The 20,691-nt window shown below is 72.5% G+C and carries 20 protein-coding genes; 9 read left to right on the top strand and 11 right to left on the bottom strand.

Annotated features, from left to right (window positions below):
• Positions 1-161: 161 nt before the first annotated feature.
• The 5 genes from CHC05_RS16215 to CHC05_RS16195 all read right to left on the bottom strand — a co-directional run bounded on the left by CHC05_RS16215 (position 162) and on the right by CHC05_RS16195 (position 4,276).
• On the bottom strand, positions 162-1,418 hold the full coding sequence (locus tag CHC05_RS16215) for a PKD domain containing protein (RefSeq protein WP_089249486.1): 1,257 nt from the start codon (positions 1,416-1,418) through the stop codon (positions 162-164).
• A 90-nt stretch (positions 1,419-1,508) separates the two neighbouring features.
• Positions 1,509-1,928, bottom strand: coding sequence for a globin (locus CHC05_RS16210; RefSeq protein WP_245870896.1), 420 nt, complete (start codon positions 1,926-1,928; stop codon positions 1,509-1,511).
• Between the two features lie 108 nt (positions 1,929-2,036).
• Positions 2,037-2,432, bottom strand: coding sequence for a DUF5130 family protein (locus CHC05_RS16205; protein ID WP_089249601.1), 396 nt, complete (start codon positions 2,430-2,432; stop codon positions 2,037-2,039).
• A gap of 49 nt (positions 2,433-2,481) precedes the next feature.
• Positions 2,482-2,811: an aa3-type cytochrome oxidase subunit CtaJ gene (gene ctaJ, locus CHC05_RS16200; RefSeq protein ID WP_144022619.1), complete on the bottom strand. Its 330-nt coding sequence runs from the start codon at positions 2,809-2,811 to the stop codon at positions 2,482-2,484.
• 28 nt (positions 2,812-2,839) lie between these two features.
• Positions 2,840-4,276 carry an amidase gene (locus tag CHC05_RS16195; RefSeq protein WP_089249479.1) on the bottom strand — a complete coding sequence of 479 codons (1,437 nt, stop codon included), beginning with the start codon at positions 4,274-4,276 and terminating at the stop codon, positions 2,840-2,842.
• On the opposite strand from CHC05_RS16195, the gene kynU reads away from it, so the two are divergent.
• From kynU to CHC05_RS42505, 3 genes are all read left to right on the top strand, one after another.
• The gene (gene kynU, locus CHC05_RS16190) at positions 4,275-5,558 is read left to right on the top strand and encodes a kynureninase (protein ID WP_089249477.1); all 1,284 of its coding nucleotides are present in this window, start codon (positions 4,275-4,277) and stop codon (positions 5,556-5,558) included. The two genes, CHC05_RS16195 and kynU, sit on opposite strands and share 2 nt — an antisense overlap.
• 63 nt (positions 5,559-5,621) lie before the next feature.
• Positions 5,622-6,209 carry a hypothetical protein gene (locus CHC05_RS16185; protein ID WP_144022618.1) on the top strand — a complete coding sequence of 196 codons (588 nt, stop codon included), beginning with the start codon at positions 5,622-5,624 and terminating at the stop codon, positions 6,207-6,209.
• 746 nt (positions 6,210-6,955) lie between these two features.
• Positions 6,956-7,567 (top strand): class F sortase, encoded by a 612-nt coding sequence (locus tag CHC05_RS42505; RefSeq protein WP_425426765.1) that lies wholly within the window; start codon positions 6,956-6,958, stop codon positions 7,565-7,567.
• 228 nt (positions 7,568-7,795) lie between these two features.
• On the opposite strand, the gene CHC05_RS16175 is transcribed toward CHC05_RS42505, so the two are convergent.
• The gene (locus CHC05_RS16175; RefSeq protein WP_089249473.1) at positions 7,796-8,335 is read right to left on the bottom strand and encodes an HNH endonuclease; all 540 of its coding nucleotides are present in this window, start codon (positions 8,333-8,335) and stop codon (positions 7,796-7,798) included.
• A gap of 284 nt (positions 8,336-8,619) precedes the next feature.
• Between CHC05_RS16175 and CHC05_RS16170 the strand changes: the two genes are divergently transcribed.
• Together CHC05_RS16170 and CHC05_RS16165 are read left to right on the top strand one after the other, a co-directional pair.
• Complete coding sequence (locus CHC05_RS16170; RefSeq protein ID WP_089249597.1) at positions 8,620-9,630, top strand: mechanosensitive ion channel family protein; 1,011 nt, start codon at positions 8,620-8,622, stop codon at positions 9,628-9,630.
• Between the two features lie 225 nt (positions 9,631-9,855).
• Complete coding sequence (locus tag CHC05_RS16165) at positions 9,856-11,205, top strand: MFS transporter (protein ID WP_089249471.1); 1,350 nt, start codon at positions 9,856-9,858, stop codon at positions 11,203-11,205.
• A gap of 502 nt (positions 11,206-11,707) precedes the next feature.
• Here CHC05_RS16165 and CHC05_RS16160 read toward each other — a convergent pair.
• Positions 11,708-12,814, bottom strand: a complete 1,107-nt coding sequence (locus tag CHC05_RS16160) for an NAD-dependent epimerase/dehydratase family protein (protein ID WP_089249595.1) — start codon at positions 12,812-12,814, stop codon at positions 11,708-11,710.
• An 88-nt stretch (positions 12,815-12,902) separates the two neighbouring features.
• On the opposite strand from CHC05_RS16160, the gene CHC05_RS16155 reads away from it, so the two are divergent.
• Positions 12,903-13,478, top strand: coding sequence for a TetR/AcrR family transcriptional regulator (locus CHC05_RS16155; RefSeq protein WP_089249469.1), 576 nt, complete (start codon positions 12,903-12,905; stop codon positions 13,476-13,478).
• 47 nt (positions 13,479-13,525) lie between these two features.
• Complete coding sequence (locus CHC05_RS16150; protein ID WP_144022617.1) at positions 13,526-14,692, top strand: MFS transporter; 1,167 nt, start codon at positions 13,526-13,528, stop codon at positions 14,690-14,692.
• Between the two features lie 385 nt (positions 14,693-15,077).
• Here CHC05_RS16150 and CHC05_RS16145 read toward each other — a convergent pair whose 3' ends face one another.
• The 3 genes from CHC05_RS16145 to CHC05_RS16135 are packed head-to-tail and all read right to left on the bottom strand — an operon-like array spanning position 15,078 to position 18,455.
• The gene (locus tag CHC05_RS16145) at positions 15,078-16,832 is read right to left on the bottom strand and encodes a glycosyltransferase family 2 protein (RefSeq protein WP_089249465.1); all 1,755 of its coding nucleotides are present in this window, start codon (positions 16,830-16,832) and stop codon (positions 15,078-15,080) included.
• A 4-nt stretch (positions 16,833-16,836) separates the two neighbouring features.
• The gene (locus CHC05_RS16140) at positions 16,837-17,880 is read right to left on the bottom strand and encodes a glycosyltransferase family 2 protein (RefSeq protein ID WP_089249463.1); all 1,044 of its coding nucleotides are present in this window, start codon (positions 17,878-17,880) and stop codon (positions 16,837-16,839) included.
• Between the two features lie 50 nt (positions 17,881-17,930).
• On the bottom strand, positions 17,931-18,455 hold the full coding sequence (locus CHC05_RS16135; protein ID WP_089249593.1) for a hypothetical protein: 525 nt from the start codon (positions 18,453-18,455) through the stop codon (positions 17,931-17,933).
• 78 nt (positions 18,456-18,533) lie between these two features.
• On the opposite strand from CHC05_RS16135, the gene CHC05_RS16130 reads away from it, so the two are divergent.
• Entirely contained in the window at positions 18,534-19,766 is a 1,233-nt protein-coding gene (locus CHC05_RS16130) for a GNAT family N-acetyltransferase (protein ID WP_089249461.1), read from the top strand.
• A 24-nt stretch (positions 19,767-19,790) separates the two neighbouring features.
• On the top strand, positions 19,791-20,222 hold the full coding sequence (locus CHC05_RS40740; protein WP_144022616.1) for a hypothetical protein: 432 nt from the start codon (positions 19,791-19,793) through the stop codon (positions 20,220-20,222).
• On the opposite strand, the gene CHC05_RS16120 is transcribed toward CHC05_RS40740, so the two are convergent.
• Entirely contained in the window at positions 20,219-20,689 is a 471-nt protein-coding gene (locus CHC05_RS16120; protein ID WP_089249591.1) for a ribose-5-phosphate isomerase, read from the bottom strand. The genes CHC05_RS40740 and CHC05_RS16120 overlap by 4 nt on opposite strands.
• Positions 20,690-20,691: the final 2 nt, after the last annotated feature.

Genomic DNA, 20,691 nt, shown 5'->3' with positions numbered 1-20,691 from the left:
CCAAGATCGACACTTCGGACAAGTCACATCCCGGACCCGCCAAACCACACCCTAACCAACCCCCTCTTGACAGAGGGGCGCCGGGAGCGACGGTCCGGACCACCGCGGACCCGGGACCGCTCCTCGATCTTGCCCTCGATCTTGCTTTTGAATTTGATCGATTACGGGAGCGGGAACATCCCGATGCGTCCGTGGTATTCCTTGGCGAGTTTGTCGGTGTCGGAGCCTACGTAGAGGCCGGTTTTGGTGGCGACGATGGCGCGGGCGCCGACGCCTCGGCTGCGGGTCGGGTTCCAGGGCAGGGCCTTGCCGGTCTTCGGGTTGATGGCGCCGATGCCGGGGCGGTCGACGGCGCCCGGGCCCTTGCTCTTCTTGCCCTTCGGGTTGTCGAGCCACTGCTGGTGGCCGCCCACGTAGACCGCCGCGCCCGTCACCGACACCGAGAACAGGGTGTTGCCGCCCGTGTGGTTGACCCAGGTCGGCTTGTGGGCGCCCGTGCCGGCGCTCTCGAAGCGGGCCGCCGAGTCGCACATCTTGCCCGGGCCCGTCAGGGCGCCGGTGGTGACGGTGACGAAGTACGCGCCGTCGGGGGAGTAGTCGACCCCGCGCAGGTACGTGTCCAGCGACGTGTCGCACTGCGTCCGGAACGCGTCCGTGTACCAGTTGGCGACCACCGCCTTCGCGCCGGAGACGTCGAGCACCGCGAGCTGGTGGCGGGGCTGGCCCGCGGCGTGGGTGATCGCGCCGACCGCGACCAGGCGGCGGCCGTCGGGCGACAGGGCCATGTCCTCGACCCGGACGCGGGCCATCTCGGTGGCCGTGAGCTTGGCGTCGAAACCGGCGTCGACGGCGCCGCTGACCCCGTCGAGGCGGGCCAGGCCGGCCCGGTTGACCCCGTTGATCGCGGAGAACGGGCCGCCCGCGTAGAGACGCTTGCCGTTGACCGCGAGCGTACGCACGTCGCCCCAGTTGATCTCGGCGTTGAACGGCTTCACGCGGGCGCCGTTGCCCACCGACAGGCGGGTCAGGCCGCGCGCCGAGGCGCCGTTGACGGTGCGGAACGCGCCGCCGACGTAGACGCTGTTGTCCGGGCCCGCGGCGAGCGCGTAGACCGCGCCGTCGACCGTCGGGGCGAAGCCGGTGCGGATCTCACCGGACTTCGCGTCGAACGCGAACAGGTACGGCCGGCGGACCGACCGGAAGCCGCCCTCGTTGGCGACGCTGGTGAAGGTGCCGCCGACGACGATCGTGTTGCCGACCGCCGCGATCGCGCGGACGGTGCCGTCCAGCGCGTGCGGCGTGAAGTCGACCGGGTCCGCCGTCACGACGGTCGGCTGGGCCACGTCCGCGACGGCGGGCAGGGCGCCGGCGATTCCGGCGGCGATGACCACGGCGGCGGCGATGAGTCGGCGGCGCATGCGGGCGAGGCTCCTCGGGGTGTGGCCCCCACGATCCCTCCGCGGCGGCGGTCGTCTGGATCAACGACCGAGAAGTGCCCTGCGATGCGATTATGTCGGATTTGTGGCGGCTGGGTCGTCCATCGTGTTGACCATGAAGTACGCCGCCCGCTCCAGGTAGTCCCAGAGGGTCCGCTCCTGGTCGGCCGGCAGGTCGAGCGAGTCGACGGCGTCGCGCATGTGCCGCAGCCAGGCGTCCCGCTCCTCCGGACCGACCCGGAAGGGGGCGTGCCGCATCCGCAGCCGGGGGTGCCCGCGGGTGGCGGAGTACGTGTTGGGACCACCCCAGTACTGCATCAGGAACAACGTGAGTCGCTCGGTCGCCGGCCCCAGGTCTTCCTCGGGGTAGAGCGGCCGCAGCAGCGTGTCGTCCGCCACGCCCTCGTAGAAGCGGGCGACCAGCTTGCGGAAGGTCGGCTCACCCCCGACGAGCTCGTAGAAGGTCGGCTCGTCCTTGCCTTGTGCAGTCACGCCTTCCATCCTGCCAGGCCGGGATCCGAGACCCATTCACGTGGGGCTGTGCCTGCCACCACACAGACGAAAAGGCCCGGCACGTGGCCGGGCCTTTCGGGGAAGAACCTAGGAGCGGCCCGCCCTGGTGGCGAGCTGGTCGAGGCCGCTGATGATGCCGCCGGCCAGGTCGCCGCCACCGAAGGCGGCCACCATCGACAGCGCCGCGAGCTTGGCGTCGCGGTCCGGGATGCGCCGGCGGGCCTCGCCGCCGGTGACGACCTCGAGCACCCGCTGGTTGGGGCTGACCGCGATCAGCACGGCCGACGCGACGTCGGGGAGCTGCTGGTGCATCCGCTCGGCGTGGCCGCGGACCGGCTCCTCCAACTCTCCGACGTAGACGGAGAAGACGAGCCCGGTCGCCCGGTCGGCGGTGCGCAGCGCCTCGTCGAGCCGGAGCAGCTGGCGGGTGCTGAACGGACCCTCGAGCACCTCGGGCTGGCCGTAGTTGTGCTCCTCGATCAGCTCGGCGCGCTGCTGGGCCTCGGGGTGCTGCGCCAGCAGAGGGCCGGTCTCACCAGCGGTCACTTGCGCCTCCAACCTTGCCCGCCGGCGCCGCGGAGGGCACCGGCTCGATCGCGCCCACCGGGCCGCCGTACGGCGTCTGCGCGGTGGACAGCGCGCGGGTCTCGCCCGCCTCGATCATGTGGGAGTCCGCCTCTTCCGGCGCGTGGGAGAGCAACTCCGGAGCGGACAGGAACCAGACCGGCCGGAAGTCGTACGGCCGACCGGGCCGGTAGCGCTTCGGGCGCGGTCCGCCGCCCGCGGCCGCCAACCCCGCGATCACCAGGACGGCGGCGCCCGGAATGATGACGAAGTAGAGCACCGTCTCGGTAACTGACAACGCCAACTCCCTTTCGAAGCCGACCGGCTCAGACGCCGTTCACGGTAGCGGAGGGCGCGTCCGTCCAGATCGCCGGGTGGCGATCAACACGCCCGGCGATCCGCTCGAGCTGCGCCGCGAGGGCCAGCAAACGCGCGTCGTCGCCGTAGCGCCCGCTGCACAGGACACCGACCGGAAGACCGTCGGCGGTCGCGCCGGTCGGCACGCTCACCGACGGTTGGCCGGTCACGTTGAAGATCGCACAGAACGGCGAGAAGCGCCGCTGGCGGTCGAAATCCTCACCCGGTTCGTCCGCTTCCGTGAACCAACCGAGCTCGGCCTGCGGCACCGCGAGTGTCGGGCTGAGCAACACGTCGTAGCCGGCGAGCCGGGCCAGTCCCTGGCGCACCCGGGTCTGCAGCTCGGCCAGCACCGCGATCAGCTGGCCGGCGCCGACCGTCTCGCCCCGGGCGCGCAGGTAGCGGGTCAGGGGCAACAGCGACGGCTCCGCCGCCGGGGGTACGGGTGCCAGCGACAGCACGTACCAGAGCGTCTCGAACAGCGGCCACATGTCGGGCGTCAGTGGCGCCGCGACCTCTTCGACTCGGTGCCCGGCGCCGGCCAGCGCGGCCGCCGCGTCGTCGACGGCGGTTACGCAGGCCGGGTCGACGGGCGTGTCGACCAGCATCGGCGTGGTGAACCGGCCGATCCGCAGCGGTCCCGGTGCGGCCGTGCGCGCGGCACCGAGGTAGCCGCCGCCGGGAGCGGGCGGCGCCAGGTAGGGCTCGCCGAGCGTCGGCACCGCCATCGCGTCGAGGAAGGCGGCGGCGTCGGTCACCGTGCGGGCGATCGCGCCGTGCGTGGGCAGGCCGAACCCGGCCGAGCCCAACGGGCCGCCGGAGACGACGCCGCGGCTCGGCTTGTAGCCGACCAGGCCGCAGATCGCCGCCGGAATCCGCACCGAGCCGCCGCCGTCCGAGCCCTGCGCGACCGCCACCAGGCCGGCGGCGACCGCTGCGGCCGCACCGCCGCTGGAACCGCCGGCCGTGTTGCCCAGCGCCCACGGGTTGCGGGCCGGCGGTGCGACCAGGCTCTCCGCGTGGCAGGAGCTGCCGAACTCCGATGTGGTCGTCTTGCCCAGCGACACCGTGCCGGCTGCGCGCAGGTAGGTCACCACGTCGGCGTCGACGTTCGGCACGAAGTCGGCGAACGCCGCCGAGCCGAACGTCGTGCGTACGCCGGCGGTAATGGTCAGGTCTTTGATCGCGGTCGGCACGCCGTGCAGCGGGCCTTTCCGGGCTGCTTTGTCCAGCGCGGCTGCCTCGGCGCGGGCCTGGTCGGCGGTCACGGTCACGAAGGCGCCGACCCGGTCGCCGAACGCGGCCACCCGGGTCAGGTAGTGCTGGACCAGCTCCGCACTGGTCAGCTCGCCGCTGGCGATCGCCGCACCCTGTTCGAGCGCGGTCAGGTCGTGGAGGTCCGCCATGCCTCTCATCCTGCCCGGCTACGGTGTCGGCGTGCCCGTTGATCGCCTCACCCAGGCCCAGCGACTCGACGCCGAGGACCCGCTGGCCGCCTTCCGCGACGAGTTCGTCATCGACGAGTCCGATTTGGTGTACTTCGACGGCAACTCGCTGGGTCGCCTGCCTCGGGCGACCCGGTCGCGGTTGCGTGCCGCCGTCGACCAGGAGTGGGGCGTCGACCTGGTGCGGGGCTGGGACAGCTGGATCGGGCTGGCTCGCGAGGTCGGCGACCTGCTGGCCGGCGGCCTGCTGGAGGCCTCGCCGGGTGAGGTCACGCTCGGCGACTCGACCAGTGTCAACCTCTACAAGCTGGCGGTCGCGGCGTGCTCCGCGCGGCCCGGCCGGAGCGTCATCGTCACCGACGACGACAACTTTCCGACCGACCGGTACGTGCTGGAGGGTGTCGCGGCGGCGCGCGGCATGACGCTGCGCGTGCTGCCGTCCGACCTGGACACCGGCGTCACGCTGGGCGCGGTGCGTTCGGCGCTCGACGAGGACGTGGCGCTGGTGTCGCTGTCGCACGTGGCGTACCGCTCGGGCGCGATCGCCGACCTGGCCGGCATCACGGCGGCCGCGCACGCGGCCGGTGCGCTGGTGCTCTGGGACCTGTGCCACTCGGCGGGCGCGGTGCCGGTGCCGTTGTCCTCGGCCGGGGTCGATCTGGCGGTGGGGTGCACCTACAAGCACCTCAACGCCGGCCCGGGCGCGCCGTCCTTCCTGTACGTCCGCCGTTCCCTGCAGTCCTCGCTGCGGCAGCCCATCTGGGGGTGGTTCGGGCAGCAGGACCAGTTCGCGATGGGGCCCGCGTACGACCCGGCGCCGTCGGTGGACCGCTTCCTGGTCGGCACGCCGCCGGTGCTCGGCGGCTACGCGGCGTTGTGCGGCGTCCAGCTCTCCGCGGCGGCCGGCATCGACCGGATCTTCGCCAAGGGGACCGCGTTGGGGGACTTCGCCGTCGAGCTCTACGACGAGTGGCTCGCCTCGCACGGCTTCGCGCTGGCGTCGCCCCGGTCCGGCCGGGGCGCGCACGTGACCCTGCACCACCCGGCCGCGTGGCAGATCAGCCAGGCGTTGCGGGACGCGTCCGTGGTGCCGGACTACCGCACCCCGGACCGGCTCCGGCTGGGCTTCGCGCCGCTCTACACCCGGTTCGTCGACGTGTACGAGGGCTTCGACCGCCTACGCACGATCATGGAGGCGGAGTCCTGGCGGCGGTTTTCCGCGAATCGTTCTCGGGTTACCTGAGCGATTTCGGGGCTTTGGACCGATAGGCGGGGTTATCGTCTCCCCATGCGGAGGGGGGCTTTCGTGTCTGTCGTTTCGTTTGCCGCACTTGGCCGGATCGTGGTGGCTGGGGCCGCCGCGGCCGCTGGGACCGTATTGATCGTCGGTTTGCCGGCGCACGCCGAACCGCCGTCACCCGCCACGCCCGCCGCGCCCGCTTATGGCGAGCAGCCCGGTGGCGGTGAGCCTGGCGGTGGGCAGGCCGAGGGCACCTGGATCGAGGTCAGCCCCAGCACCGTCCAGGCCGGCGAGCAGGTCCAGATCAAGGCGAGCTGCAAGGAGAAGGTCGACGAGGCCAAGGCCCACTCGAAGGCCTTCGGCGAGGTCGTCCTCGTGCCGAAGTGGGGTTTCCTGACCGGCGAGGCGACGGTGCCGGCGGACACCCGCAAGGGCGACTACGAGGTGAAGCTGACCTGCGTCAAGAGCGGCCACGCCGAGACCAAACTCAAGGTCATCGAGCGGTCCCGGCCCTCGCACGGCCCGCACACCGGCGGCGGCGGCCTGGCCGGCTCCGGCGGTGACGGCACGGTCGCGCTGGTCAGCGGCCTGGCCACGGTGACCGCGGGGGCCGGCCTGGCGCTGGCGCTCCGCCGCCGCCGGCGGCTGGTCTAGCCGCCATGTCCGATGACCTGGACTCGATCCCGGTCATCCGGGACCTGCTTCGTCTTCCGGGGGCGAGCGCACCCCCACCGGTCGCGCCGCCCCCGGACACCGCCGCGCCGCCACCCGCAACACCGGGCCTGGCCTCCGGACCCGCCTCGGCCGGTCTGAGCGTTGCCGGACCCGGACCAGCCGGCTCTGCCTCAGCCGCGGTCGCGGGTGTGGCGGCGGCCCGTGGGCCAGCCGCATTCGGACCCGGCTCTGCCGTCTCCGGCGCGGCCGGACCCGGCTCAGCCGGCTCCGCCTCAGCCGCGGTCGCGGGTGTGGCCGCGGCGGGTGGGCCAGCTGCGGGCGGACCTGGCTCAGCCGGCTCTGCGTCAGCCGCGGTCGCGGGTGTGGCCGCGACGGGTGGGCTGGCTGCGGGCGGAGCTGGCTCGGCCGTTTCTGGCGCGGCCTCCGGGCCTGCCTCGGCCGCGGTCGCGGGTGTGGCCGCGGCGGGTGGGTCGGCCGCGGGCGGAGCTGGCTCGGCCGTTTCTGGCGCGGCCTCCGGGCCTGCCTCAGCCGCGGTCGCGGGTGTGGCTGCGGCGGGTGGGCAGGCTGCGGGCGGACCTGGCTCGGCCGTTTCTGGCGCGGCCTCCGGGCCTGCCTCGGCCGGGACTGGTGCTCTGGCAGCGGCCCGCAACCCGGCGTCCGCCGGACCTGCCTCTGCCCGGCTGCTCGGCTTCTCGGAGCGTGCTCCCGCGCCGAAGCGGCGCCTGTTGGGCGTACCCGGCGTGCTGGTCCTGGTCCTGCTCGGGGTGTTCCTGTCCGGGCTCGGGCTCGGTCAGGCGACGGGCGGGTTCTCGATCTCGATGCCCAACTGGTTCGGCTCGGGCGACAAGCCGCCGCCGCGCGACTTTCCGGTGCTGGAGCCGAGTCGGCCGACTCGCATCAAGATCGCGTCGATCGGTGTCGACGCGCCCGTCAACGACGTGGGTCTGGCCGAGGACGGCACGATCGCCGTGCCGCCGGTGGACGAACCCAACGAGACCGGCTGGTACGACGCCGGGCCGACGCCGGGTGAGTTCGGGCCCGCGGTCGTGGTCGGGCACGTCGACACCAAGACCGGGCCGGCGGTGTTCGCGAAACTGTCCACCCTGGACCCCGGCGACCGGGTCGAGGTGAGCCGGCGCGATGGTTCGGTGGCGGTGTTCGAGGTCAACTCGGTCGAGCGCTTCGACAAGGCCGACGTGCCGGCCGATCGGGTGCACGGCGACTTCACCCGGCCCGCCCTACGGTTGATCACTTGCGGCGGGCGCTGGGTCGGTGGCACCACCGGCTACGCCGACAACATCGTCGTCTTCGCGTCGCTGGTCTCCGCGCGGGCGTAGGGCCTGCCCCGCCGATCATCGCGGCCTGCGCCGGGCCTAGGCGCTGCCTGGCGGCGTCCCCGGGATCACCGAGATCCAACACCGGCAAACGGGAAGCGGCACAGGCCGAGCGGCCCGAGGAAGAGGGCGCTGGTGGGGAATAGGCGCAAGGCAGCCGCCCAAATCGCGGCGATCCGGGGTCACCTGGTGGTGACCCGGATCAGCTCACGATGAGCGGCAGGACGCGCCCTACGCGGCCTCGGCCGCCTCGACCGGCAGGTCGAGCCAGCTCGCCCAGCGCGGGTCGGGTGCGCGGTGGCCGAGCACGCGCCACGCGACTCCTTTGGGCGCCGCCGGCTTGGTGTGCAGCCGCCACCCGAGCTCGGCCGGGGTCTTGTCGCCCTTGCTGTGGTTGCAGCGCGCGCACGCGGCGACCACGTTCTCCCAGGCGTGCCGCCCGCCGCGGCTGCGCGGGAAGACGTGGTCGATGGTCTCGGCCGCACCCTTGCAGTAGGCGCAGCGCCAGCCGTCACGGGCGAATATGGCGCGGCGGGACAGCCCGACGGTGGCGCGGTAGGGGACCCGGACGTAGCGGGTCAGCCGGACCACGGACGGCACCGGAAGCTCGTGGCGGACGCTGTGCAGGAAACCCTCGCCGTCGGCGACGCAGACAGCCTTGGCGGATAACACGAGGATCGCGGCTCTTCGCACTGACACGACGCAGAGGGGCTCGTAGGTGGCGTTCAGGACTAAAACCCCAGAGCCCACAGTTGGTCGTATGTCAGGCATCCCGCTCACCCTCTCGGTCGTTCTGTCGCCCGCTCCACAGGTCCGCGATGTGTGGTCGTGGTGCGCAGCGCCACGACCGGCGCCGGCGAGGTGCCTTCGCCCGTGCAGCAATCGTCCCTGATGGGGGACCCGATTGCACGTACTAATCGGGGGTCGGGAAGTGAAGCTTTTATTTCGTGTGGTGAGATGGTCGGTTCCGTCCGGTTGCGGCCCGCCCCGGGGCGCCTCGCTGACCGAACGGCCCATGCGGTACGAACACACGTGTGACTGCCATCGACACGATCATGAACCTCGCCGAGGCATCCCCGTCCCCAGATCCGACCGCCAGCTGCGCGAAGAATGATGCTTTCTGCGGCTGGATGTGGGACGTGACCGGTTCGGCCTGGGCCGCCGAGGGAAGCACGTACCTCCTCGTCAAACCGCTGCGGATCGTCGCGATCCTGCTGCTCGCGGTCCTCGCCCGGTACCTCCTGCACAAGCTGATCAGCCGGCTGGTCCGGACCACCTCCGAGAGCTCCGTGCCGGCCATCCTCAAGCCGCTGCGCCAGCGGACGCCGACCGCGGCGAGCGCCGACCCGGCCTCCGTGGTGCCCGAGCGGCGCCGCCAGCGGGCCGAGGCGATCGGCTCCGTCCTGCGCAGCCTGGTGACCGCGTTCGTCTTCTCGATCGCGCTGTTGATGGTGCTCGAGGAGTTCAACTTCAACCTCGGGCCGCTGCTGGCCAGCGCCGGCATCCTCGGCCTGGCCGTCGGCTTCGGCGCGCAGAGCCTGGTCAAGGACCTGCTCGGCGGCCTGTTCATGCTCCTGGAGGACCAGTACGGCGTCGGCGACATCGTCGACCTGGGCGAGGCGACCGGCGTCGTCGAGTCGGTCGGGCTGCGGATCACCACGGTTCGGGACGCCCGCGGGGTGCTCTGGTACATCCGTAACGGCGAGATCATCCGGGTCGGCAACAAGAGCCAGGGCTGGGCCATGATCATGATCGACATGCCGATCGGGTTCGCCGATGCCGGCGAGGCGACCGAAGTGCTGCGGGCGGCGGCCGCGACGGTGTACGCCGACCCGGATCTCGCCGAGAAGTTCGTCGAGGCGCCAGAGGTGCTGGGCGTCGAGTCTGTGACCGTCGAGGGCACCGTCATCCGCACCATCGCCAAGACCACTGCGGACGGTCAGTACGTGGTGGGTCGGGAGCTGCGCCGCCGCCTGACGGAGGCCTTGGCCAGCGCCGGCATCACCGCGCAGCTCGTCGCGAACCGGGTGTTCCCCCGTCCGGCCACACCGGAGAGTGGTTCTTAGCGGCTCGGTTCACCCATCCCGCACATTGAAGGTCGTGCCGGCCGGGGTCGCGCGCCAGTCGAACGGTCGGGTATCGTCCGATCGTTCAGTCGGACAAGCGACCCCCTGCCCGTTCGCCCTAGCCAGTTGTCAGACGATCGGGCAGAATCCGTCCCAAGCTCACTTCACCCCCGACGTCTGACAACGTTGCTCGGTCGCACCGCCACAAGTGGGCTGCCGAGGGCGATGGAGGCTTACGCAGTGTCCGATGAGACACGACCGTCCAACCGGCCGGCGACCTTTCGCGAGGTGTTCGGCGAGCGCGAATACCGGGCGGTCTTTGCGGCGAGTCTGCTCTCCTGGCTCGGCGACTACATCTCCAAAGCCGCCGTCACGGTCATCGTCTATCAGGAGTCGCGGTCCGTCGCCCTGTCGGCCGCCGCGTTCGCGATCAGCTACCTGCCCTGGTTGGTCGGCGGCCCGCTGCTGGCCACGCTGGCCGAGCGATACCCGTACCGCAATGTCATGGTCTGCTGCGACCTCGCGCGGATGGCGCTCGTCGCGCTGATCGTGATCCCCGGCATGCCGGTGCCGGTCATGCTGGTCATCCTCTTCGTCGCGACGCTGGCCAACCCGCCGAGCCAGGCGGCGCGCTCGGCGCTGATGCCGCTGATCCTGCCCGGCGACAAGCTGGTCGTCGGCCTGTCGCTCAACAACAGCGTGGGCCAGGCCGCCCAGGTCGCCGGCTACGCCGTCGGCGCCGGCATCGCGGCCTTCAATCCCCGCGCGGCGATCATCGTCGACTCGTGCACGTTCCTCGCCTCGGCGCTGCTGATCTGGTTCGGTACGAAGCACCGGCCGCCCGCGATGGCCGAACAACACAGGTCCAACCTGCTCCGCGAGACCGGCGAGGGCTTCCGCCTGGTCTTCGGCCGCCCGGTGCTGCGCGGCATCGCCCTGCTGGTCTTCTCCGCGATGCTCTTCTCCATCGTCCCGGAGGGCCTGGCCGCGGCCTGGGCCCAGGAAAAGGCCGAGGGCACCGCGGCCGGCGCCTACCAGGCCCTGATCATGGCGGCCAACCCGCTGGGCTTCATCATCGGCGGCCTGGCGATGGCCCGCCTGGTGCCGCCGAACATCCGCCGCAAGCTGGTGCGCCCGTTCGCCGTGATCTCCCCGCTGATCCTGGTGCCGTCGCTGCTCAACCCCTCACCCGTCTGGGTGGCGGTGCTGGCGGCGATCTCCGGGTTCGCGGTGGCGGGCCTGATGCCGGTTGCCAACGGCCTGTTCGTGCAGGCCCTACCGCACGGCTACCGCGCCCGCGCCTTCGGCGTGATGGCCACGGGCGTCCAACTCACGCAGGGCGCCGCGGTTCTGATCACCGGCGTCCTGGCCGAACACTTCGAGATCCCCCTGGTAGTCGGCATCTGGAGCATCGGCGGCGTCGCCCTGATGCTGGTCATGGCCAGCAGCTGGCCCAACACCCACCAGTTCGACGCGGCGATCGCGGAAGCGGCCAAGTCCCGCCCGGACGGCGAGGAACGGCCCCCACCACAACGCGGCCCCTCCAGCCACCGCCCAGCCCACGCCCAGCCGTAGCCCAAGCATCCCGCGCGGCCGGCTCCGCGGGTCTGCGCTCGTGCGGCGTGCGAGCGTCTGCGCTCGCGTAGCGAATGCGGGTCTGCGCTCGCGCGGCGTCTGCGGATCTACGTATCTGTGCCTACCCAACGCCCGCGGGTCCGCGCCCGGGCGGCGAGGCAAGCTCGGCGTGTCGCCGCGACCCGCCGGATGCTGGCCGACGATGGCGAGATCTAGGTAAGAAATTGCTGCCGGAGCAGCATTGGATTTCCTAGATCTCCCTCTTACGCCTGGCCGCCGGCGCGGTCAGGCCTCGCACAGTCGACGATCGTTTCGATGCGGGGGCAGTGAATCCGCGCAGTTATGGGCGTTACTGCGCCCACCCAATGCCTGCGGGTCTTGCGCCCGCGCGGCGATGCAAGCTAGGCGTGTCGCCGTGGCGCGCCGCGTGCTGGCCGGCGGTGGCGGGATCTAGGTAAGAGATTGCTGCCGGAGCAGCATTGGATTTCCTAGATCTCTCCGTTTACGCCCGCCCGTTCGGCGTGGTCAGGCTTCGCGCGCAGTCGACGATGGTTTCTGTTGCTGGGCGTGGGGTGAAGCCGAGCAGTTTCTGCGCCTTGGCCGAGCTGAAGGTCAGGTCCCGGCCGAGCAGTGGCGTCAGTGGGCGCAGCGCCGGGACCAGCCGGGCCAGTGCGCGGACCACGCCGTCCGGGACGGGTCGGGTGGGGACCTTGCTGGCGTACGCGCCCAGGTGGCCGCGCAGCACGGCGGCGATCTCGGCCAGCCAGCGGAACTCGCCCGCGCCGATGAAGCGCTCGCCCGCCGCGGCCGGCGCCGTCATGGCGCGGATGTGGAGGTCGGCCAGGTCCCGTACGTCCACGATGCTGAAGCCGAACCGGGGCAGTACCGGTGGGCGGCCGGCGAGCAGGCGAGCGATCACGTCGACCGAGCCCGCGTTGCCGGGGGAGCGCAGCGGGCCGAAGACGGCGGCGGGCAGCACCGTGGTGAGCTCCGTGTCGCCGCCGTGTGTGGCCATGAAGTCCCACGCCGCGCGTTCGGCCAGGAGCTTCGAGCGGCGGTACGGGTTCAGGTTCGGGTCCTCCGGGTCCGTCCACACGGTCTCGTCGCTCACGCCGCGCGGGTCCGCGGGCGTGGTGGCCGCGGTCGAGGACGTCAGCACCACCCGCCGCACGCCGGCCCGGGTCGCCGCCCGCAGGACCCGCAGCGCGCCATCGCGGGCCGGGCCGATCAGCGAGTCGCCGGCCACGCCGAGGGGCGAGGCGACGTGCAGGACGTACGCGCAGTCGGCAGCCGCCGCGTCCCACCCCTCGTCGCGGGTGAGGTCGGCGGTCACGGTCTCGAACCGGTCGCTGGCGGCCTGAATCCGGTTGCTGCCCGCTGGCTGCGCAGAATCGCCGTCTACTGCTTGCGACGGGTTGTCGATCGCTGCCCGCAGATCGCGGGCCGGTTGCCGCTTCATGCCGAGGTCCGCTGCTCGCGTCAGGTCGCCGGACGCCGCCCGGCGTGAGTCGCGGACCGTCGTTCGCACCGCGTAGCCGCGGTCCAGCAAGCCGGCGATGCACCAGCCCGCGACGAAGCCGGTCCCACCGGTCACCAGTACGCGTTCCATCGCGATCATCTCCTTGTCTACGGTTGTAGACTAACTCGCGGAACGGACCACGTCTACAGCCGTAGACTTGTCGCGGAGGAGAGCTGGCATGGCGGAGACCCGGCGCCGGGACGCGGTGGCCACTCGGGCCGCGATCCTGGCCTCGGCCAGGGCGGGGTTCGCCCGCAGCGGCTACGACGGCGTCGGCGTGCGCGAGATCGCCGAAGGCGCCGGCGTGACGGCGATGATGGTCAACCGCTACTTCGGCTCGAAAGAGCACCTGTTCGCCGAGGTCGTCGACCAGATCATGGCCGAGCCGACGATCCTGACCCGGGCCAACATCGAGGCGCCGGACTTCGCCGACCGGATCGCCGCGAACCTCGTCGAGATCACGGCCGGCGGTGCGACCCCGCTCGACGGCTTTCTGATCATGCTCCGGTCGTCGTCGAGTGACCAGGCCGCCGTGGTCGGCCGCGAGCGGATCGAGGCGCACTACCACCGGGTGCTGACCGAGGCCCTGGCCGGCGACCTGGCGCCCCAGCGCGCCGCGATCGTGCTGGCCATCGTGTCCGGCATCCAGGTCATGCGGCAGGTGCTCGCGCTGTCCGCGCTCACCGACGCCGACCCTGCCGACCTCCGCGCGCTGCTGGAGCCGTTGTTCCGTCAGCTGGTGAAAGCGCCGTAAGCAAGAGCACAGCGGACCAAGATCGAAAACTGGATAGGCTGGCCCGCGTGCGTAATGTCGCAATCACGGCCTTCGTGTTCTGGACCGTCATGCTCGGGACGACGGTGCCCACGCCGCTCTATCCGCTCTACGAGCAGTCGTTCGGCATCGTTCCCGTCGAAATCACGGTCCTGTTCGGCGTGTACGCGCTCGGCGTCGTCGTCGGCCTGCTCATCCTCGGCCGGCTCTCGGACCAGATCGGCCGCAAGCCCGTACTCGCCATCGCGCTGCTCCTGAGCGCCCTCGCCGCCGTCCTCTTCCTCGTCTCGGACAGCCTCGGCCCGCTGCTCGCCGCCCGGGTGATCTCGGGCTTCTCGGCCGCGCTGGCGACCGGCGCCGGTACCGCCGCGATCGCCGAGCAACTGCCGGAACGCCGCAAGTGGCTCGGCCCGGTGATCGCCCTGCTGGCCAACATGGGCGGCCTGGCGTCCGGCACGATGATCTCCGGCCTGCTGGCCCAGTGGGCGACCCATCCGCTCCGGCTGAGCTGGGTGCTCGACCTCGCGCTGATCGCGGCCAGCCTCGTCGGCCTCACCCTGGTCACCGAGACGGTCCGCCGCGGCCGGGCCACGTTCCACCTCGAACGGTTGCGGATCCCGCACGAGATCCGCGGCGACTTCATCCGCGCGGCGGCCACCGGCGGCGCCGGGTTCGGCGTACTCGGCGTGCTCACCTCGGTCACCGGCATCCTGCTCGGCGTCGAGCTCGGCAAGCACGACCCGGCGTTGACCGGCTTCGTGGTGTTCCTCGGCTTCGTCTCGACGGCCACGGGCCAGCTGATCGACCGCCGGCTGCCACCCCGCCTCTCCCTGCCGCTCGCCTGCGTGGCGCTGATCGTCGGCGCGGCGCTGGTCGCGGCGGCCGTGCTCGGCGCCGCCCTGCCGCCCCTGCTGGCCGCCGCGGTGGTGGTCGGCCTCGGCACCGGCAGCGCGGTCAGCGCCGGCCTGCGGGCGATCGCGACGGGTGTGCCACCGGAGCGCCGAGCCGGCGCGTTCTCGGCCCTGTTCGCGATCCTCTACACGCTGCTCGCCCTGCCGGCGATCGGCGTCGGGATCGTCATCGAGTACGCCGGCCTGCGCTGGGCCGCCGGCATCTTCACCCTCGTGGTCGCCCTCCTCGCGGCGGCGGTCCTGGTCAGCCTCAGCTCCCGCCGCCGCCAACCCAGCCACGCCTAAGCCCCGCCAACCCCGAAGGCCAACGACCGGGCCCGACCGACGTTGTCCGCCGTCGTTCCGAGCCCGTGTGGGCCCGAAGGGCAACGACTCAGGCTGGCCGACGTCATACGCCGTCGCTTCGGGCCGGTGTGACCTCGAAGGCTGACGATCGGGGCCGGGCGACGTCGTGCGCCGTCGTTCCGGACCCCTGCGAGCCCGAAGGCCAACGACCCGGCCGGCCGACGTCGTACGCCGTCACTTCGGGCCGGTGTGACCGCGAGGGCCGACGATCGGGGCCGGCCGACGTAGTGGGCCAACCGTCCAGGCCGTGCGAAGTCGAAAGCCGACGACCCGGGTGCGCCGACGTCGTACGCCGGCGGCCCGGGTCGGGTTCGTAGAAAAAGCTCTAGACCGAGGCCGAAGCCAGCGGCATGCCGAACTCCGAGTACGGCGGTAGGCCCTGCCAGGTGAACTGGGCCGAGTCGAGGAAGTACTGCTGGCCCGGGTCCCAGGTGTGGCCCTTCGCCCGGCGGTGGTAGATGTAGCCGAACGGGTGCGTCCGGTAGATCAGGCCGCCGTCCGCCTTGACGCGGGTGATGATGCCCAGGTCTACCGAGCGCGGCACCGGCCGCCAGCCGCCCGCGTTCTCCAGGTCGCCGCGGCCGATCATGATCGTGCCGCCGGCCACCGACTCCGCGAACGACTCCGGGTTGCCGAACTTGCGGCGGATCGTCTCGTTGCGGTCCTCGAGGTGGACGAACTCGGCTCCCTTGCCGACCATCGTCGCGCCCGAGTAGTGGCGGCCCAGGACCAGGTCCCACATGTGCTCCGGGCCGTACGTGTCGTCGTCGTCGACCTTGGTCACCAGGCTGCCGTTGGAGCGCGCGGTGACCAACCCGAGGCCGGTGCCGAAGTCGACGTCGGCCGGCACCTCGACCACCGTGACCGGCCGCGCGGACCGGGCCACCCAGGCGTTGAGCGCGTCCGACGGCGGGCAGCCGTGCAGGCCGACCACGATCTCCAGCTCCGGGTACGACTGCTTCTCCAGCGCGTCGAGCACCGGACCGAGGATCTCCGGCCGCCGCGTCATCAGGATCGCGCTGACGCTCGGGAGCTGGCGCAGCAGCGGGAAGCCCTCCGCAGCCAGGCGGGGGAGCACGAGCTCGGACGCGTGGCCGCGCAGCGCGGCCCGGCGCTGCCGGATGCTGTGCACCTCCAGCGCTACCGAGTCGGTGACGTCGGGCGCGGGCTCGGCCAGGATCGCGGCGAGCTCCGGTGCGAGCAGCTTCGCCACGGCCGGCTGCAGGTCGGGGGCGAGCAGCACCGCGCCGGTCGCCGCCACCTGCACCAGGATCGCGGCCGCCTGGCCGGGGTCGCCCTGGTAGCCGGCGAGGTCGCCGACGTCGACGAGGGCCCGGCGGCGGACCATCTCGACGGAGAACTGGTCGAGGCCGATGCCGTCGAGCCGGCCGGAGCGCACCGTCGGCCCCGACCGGGCGTCGCCGAAGACCAGCCGCTGGGTGCCCTTGACCGTGCGGTCGGGGCGACCGCGGGGGTTGATCCGGATCGCGTCGAGCAGCACCGCGCCGCCGGCCTGGGCCGCGTCGCTGGTCAGCACGACGCCGGCGGCGCCCGGGTCGGCCGGGGAGGCCGTCAGCAGCACGTCGGTCGGCCGGATCTCGTCAGGCGACGGCAGCTTGCCGACGCGCGCGCTCGGCGGCAGGAACCCGGGCTGGATGCCGGTCGCGGCGATGTCGGCGCTGGCCGGCATCGGCATGCGACGCACCGGCAGCAGCGCGCTGAGGCCGCTGCGGACGATCTCGCGCAGCGGCAGCGGCTCGTGCAGGCGGAAGGTGATCGACGCCACACCGCGCTTGCGCAGCGGCAAGGACACCTGGTGGCGGCGCAGCCGCGGCAGCGGGTCGACGGCGCCGGCCCAGCCGGGCCGGATGGTCTGCCAGATCGTCATGATCCGGACGGCGCGGGCCGGTGCCACCGACTCCGGCGCCGCCATCAGGTCACGCAGGTGACCCGGCGTGGCCGCGAGGATCACCACCCGTTGCCGGGGCAGCTTGATGACCCGCAGACCGAGCAGGCGCTTGATCCGGTTGAGGCGGCCGCGCGGCCGGGGGCAGTCGAGCAGGGACCAATATGACGACACGCGGCTAGGGTACGGCGTCGGGAACCCGCGGCTGAGCCCTGGCCGGCCGGGGCGCCCGCCGGACCATCCTGACCTGCATCCGCCGGCCGGCCCGCAACGCTTCGAAGAGCAGGAATGCGTTGCGCGCGACCAGCCGGTGTTTGACGCCCTCGTCGCCGGCCGGCAGGGGGTAGCCGCCCGCCGGCCGCTCGGCCCGGTAGAACGCCACGACGCGGGAGAAGAACGGGCGGCGCAGGTGCTGCGGCACCCGCGCGTAGTGGTTGAGCACCCGCAGCAGGTGCCAGATCGCCCGCTCGAAGATCGGCGCGCGCAACGCCTCGTCCGCCGGGCCCCGGCCGTTCAGGAACTGGAACACGAACTCCCACTGCCCGACGACGTCCATGTGGCGGGGGCTGACGGTCCGGGTGATCGAGCCCGTCGGCCGCTGGCGGTACGCGTACGCGATGAAGTCCAGGAGGGTGATCCGGTCGGCGGCGATCATCAGCGGCATCGAGAACGCGACGTCCTCGTACCAGCCGGGGCGGAACACCAGGCCCAGGTCGACCAGCAGCTGCCGGCGGATCACCTTGTTGCAGGCGATGTGCAGGAGCTTGGTCAGCCCGGGCACCTCGGCGAGGCGGAACGTGTCGGGCGCCGGGCCGGCCTTGGCGACCGTCGACTCCGAGACGCGTCCGGTGTCCCAGAACTTGGCGAAGCCGGTGATCAGCAGGTCCGCCTCGGTCTTCGCCAGCCGGTCGGCAACCTCCTGGACGGCACCCTCGGTGAGCCAGTCGTCACTGTCGACGAACCAGACGTAGTCACCGGTCGCGGCGGCCAGGCCGGCGTTGCGGGCCGCGCCGAGCCCCTGGTTGGTCTCGAAGCTGAGCACCCGGACGCGGCTGTCGCGGGCCGCGTAGTCGGCCAGGATCGCCGCGCACCCGTCGTCGGACGCGTCGTCGACGGCGATCAGCTCCAGGTCACGGAAACTCTGGCGGAGGATCGAGTCGAGGCACTCGGCAAGGTATTCCTCGACCCGGTAGACCGGGACCACCACACTGAGCAGCGCCATCCCGTGTTCGCCTTCCGTCCGCCGGGAAATGCGAGAAGTCTAGGCCCTGATCAGAACAGGCCCGCGAACCAGCTCCAGGCACTGACCACCCAGTCGATCTGCCGCAGGTACGCGATTCCGACGCCGGCGAGAAAGACGGCGGTGACCAGGTGGGCGCCCCGCGCGGACCGGCGTACCCGGCCGAGCTGCTTCTCGAGGACGACCCGGCCGACGACCCGCGCCAGCGCGTACAGGCCGAGTGCGACCAGGCCCGTCAGCACGAAGAGGGCGAACGGGGTGCCGAGGTTGCCACCGTCGGAGATCGCCCACAGGCCCCAGCAGACGAACGCGAACAGCGCGCCGGTGAGCATCAGCCGGGCGCCGCGCCGGAACAGCCGGAGCTCTTCGGAGAACACCGGGCGCGGGATCGTGCCGGTCTCGCCGGGCCAGCCCGTCCCGGTCGGCACGTAGGGCCCCGCCGGCTCGGCGGGCCTGGCCGGACCCACCTGCGCACGTCCGCTCCGGAACGGGTTCTGCGGCCCGCCGGGCGGCACCTCGACGGTGCGCTCGGCCCACGGATCGTGTTGATCGGTCATCATGCCCCCCTCCTGACGCCAGGGTAGCGAGCCGACAAACCGGTCGCCCTCGGGCCGACATTCCGGTACGCAGAACGCATGACTTCCCCCGACGTGGTGTTGCGGACGGCTACCGCCGACGACTTCGAACCGGTCGCCACGATGCTAGGTGTGGTCTTCCACCACACGCAGGACCCAGCCGTGCTGGCCGTCGAGCGGCCCCTCGTCGACCCGGCCCGCGGCCTGGTCGCGGTCGACGGCGACACGATCGTCGGCCACGCGGCCGCGTTCGAGCGCGACATGGCCGTGCCCGGCGGTGTTGCCCTGCCGTGCGCGCACGTCACCGGCGTCGGCGTGCTGCCGACCCACCGCCGCCAGGGCATCCTGCGCCGGCTGATGGAGCAGCAGCTCCGCGACGTGGCCGCCGCCGGGCGCGAGCCGATCGCCGCGCTCTGGGCCAGCGAGACGGCGATCTACCCGAGGTTCGGCTACGGCGCGGCCGGCGCCCGGATCCGGTTCCAGGCTGACCTGACCAGCACCGGGCTGCCCGCGCCCGCGCCCGGTCGGCTCCGCGCGGGCCCGCCGGACACGCTGCGCCCCGAGCTGGTCAAGGTCTACGACGAAGTCCGCGTACGCCGCCCGGGCTGGTCGAGCCGCGACGAGCACTGGTGGACCTACCTGCTCTCCGACGTGGCCTCCGAGCGTGACGGCGCCACCGAGCGGCAGGCGGTCGTGCACGAGGGCACCGACGGCACGGTCGACGGCTTCGCGCTGTGGCGGGTCAAGAACGAGTGGAACCGGGGCGGTCCGGCGGCCGAGGTCCGGGTCGACGAGGTCGTCGCGGCCGGCCCGGAGGCGTACCGCGCGCTCTGGCGCTTCCTGTTCTCGCTCGACCTGACCCGCGAGCTCTCGTACTCGTTCGCGACCCCCGACGAGCCCCTGCTCCACCTGGTGGCGGAGCCCCGCCGCCTCGGCGCGACGGCTGGCGACGGCCTGTGGGTGCGGCTGGTCGACGTGCCGGGGGCGCTGCGCGCCCGGGCCTACAGCGCGCCGCTCGACGCGGTGATCAAGCTGACCGACGCGATCCTGCCCGCCAACGCCGGCCGCTGGCGGCTGACCACGGACGGCGCCCGGACCACCTGCGAGCGCACGACCGAGGACGCGGACCTGGTCTGCGACGTGCTGGAGTTGGGCGCGGCGTACCTGGGCGGCACGTCGTTGGCCGCGCTCGGTCGGGCCGGCCGGGTGCACGAGGCGCGCCCGGGCGCGTTGGCCGCCGCGGACACCGCCTTCCACTGGCACCAGGCTCCCGGCGGAGCGGAGGTGTTCTGACGGAGAACCGGTACGGTGCAGGGCATGGGTGACAACGAACGCCGCCGGCGGCGCCAGCGCCACCCGGCGGACCGGCCCGTGCCGGCACCGGCACCGCCACCGTCCGATCCCGACGACGGCCTGCCCTCGGCGACCACCGCCGAGGTGCACGATCCCGAGCCGACACCCGCGCCGCGCCGCCCCGACCCCAGCGAGAGCCGGCCGCGCCGCCCGGCCGGCCCGCGTCCGATGGGTGGGTTGCCACCGTCGGAGGAGCGCGAGGCCGAGCGCGGGCTGCGTGGGCTGGTCGGCTCGGGCGCGTCGCAGGTCGCCATCACCGCGGCGATGCGGGCCCGCGACGCGTCCCGGCCCAGCGCGGCGGAAGAGGCGGAGGCGATGGACCGCCTCGTCGTCGTCCGCCGCAACTGGGTGCCCCGCGAGGACCTGCCCCGCGGCGGCGCCCGCCCCAAGCCCTAGGAGGGCAGCGCCGGCAGTTCCTGGGCGACCTCGTAGTCGGCGACCTCGGCGATCCGGCGCGAGTGCCGTGCGGCGCCCGAGAACTCCGTCGACAGGAACGCCTCGACCAGGGCCGTCGCCTCGTCGAGCGAGTGCTGCCGCGCACCGACGCCGGCCACGTTGGCGTCGTTGTGCTGCCGGCTGAGCCGCGCCGTGTCGAGGTTCCAGATCAGCGCGGCGCGGACCCCTTTGATCTTGTTGGCGGCGATCTGCTCGCCGTTGCCGGAACCGCCGATCACGATGCCGAGGCTGCCCTGGTCGGCCACCACCTTGGCGCCGGTGTGCAGGCAGAACGCCGGGTAGTCGTCCTCGGCGTCGTAGCGGTGCGCACCGACGTCGACCACGTCGTAGCCCTTTGCCGCGAGGTGGTCGACGAGGTGGGACTTGAGTTCGAAGCCGGCGTGGTCGGAGCCGAGGTAGACGCGCATGG

The organism is Asanoa hainanensis (assembly GCF_900188485.1).
In the GTDB taxonomy this organism is placed as follows: Bacteria; Actinomycetota; Actinomycetes; order Mycobacteriales; family Micromonosporaceae; genus Asanoa; species Asanoa hainanensis.
This window is presented reverse-complemented; position numbering and strand designations above follow the sequence as displayed.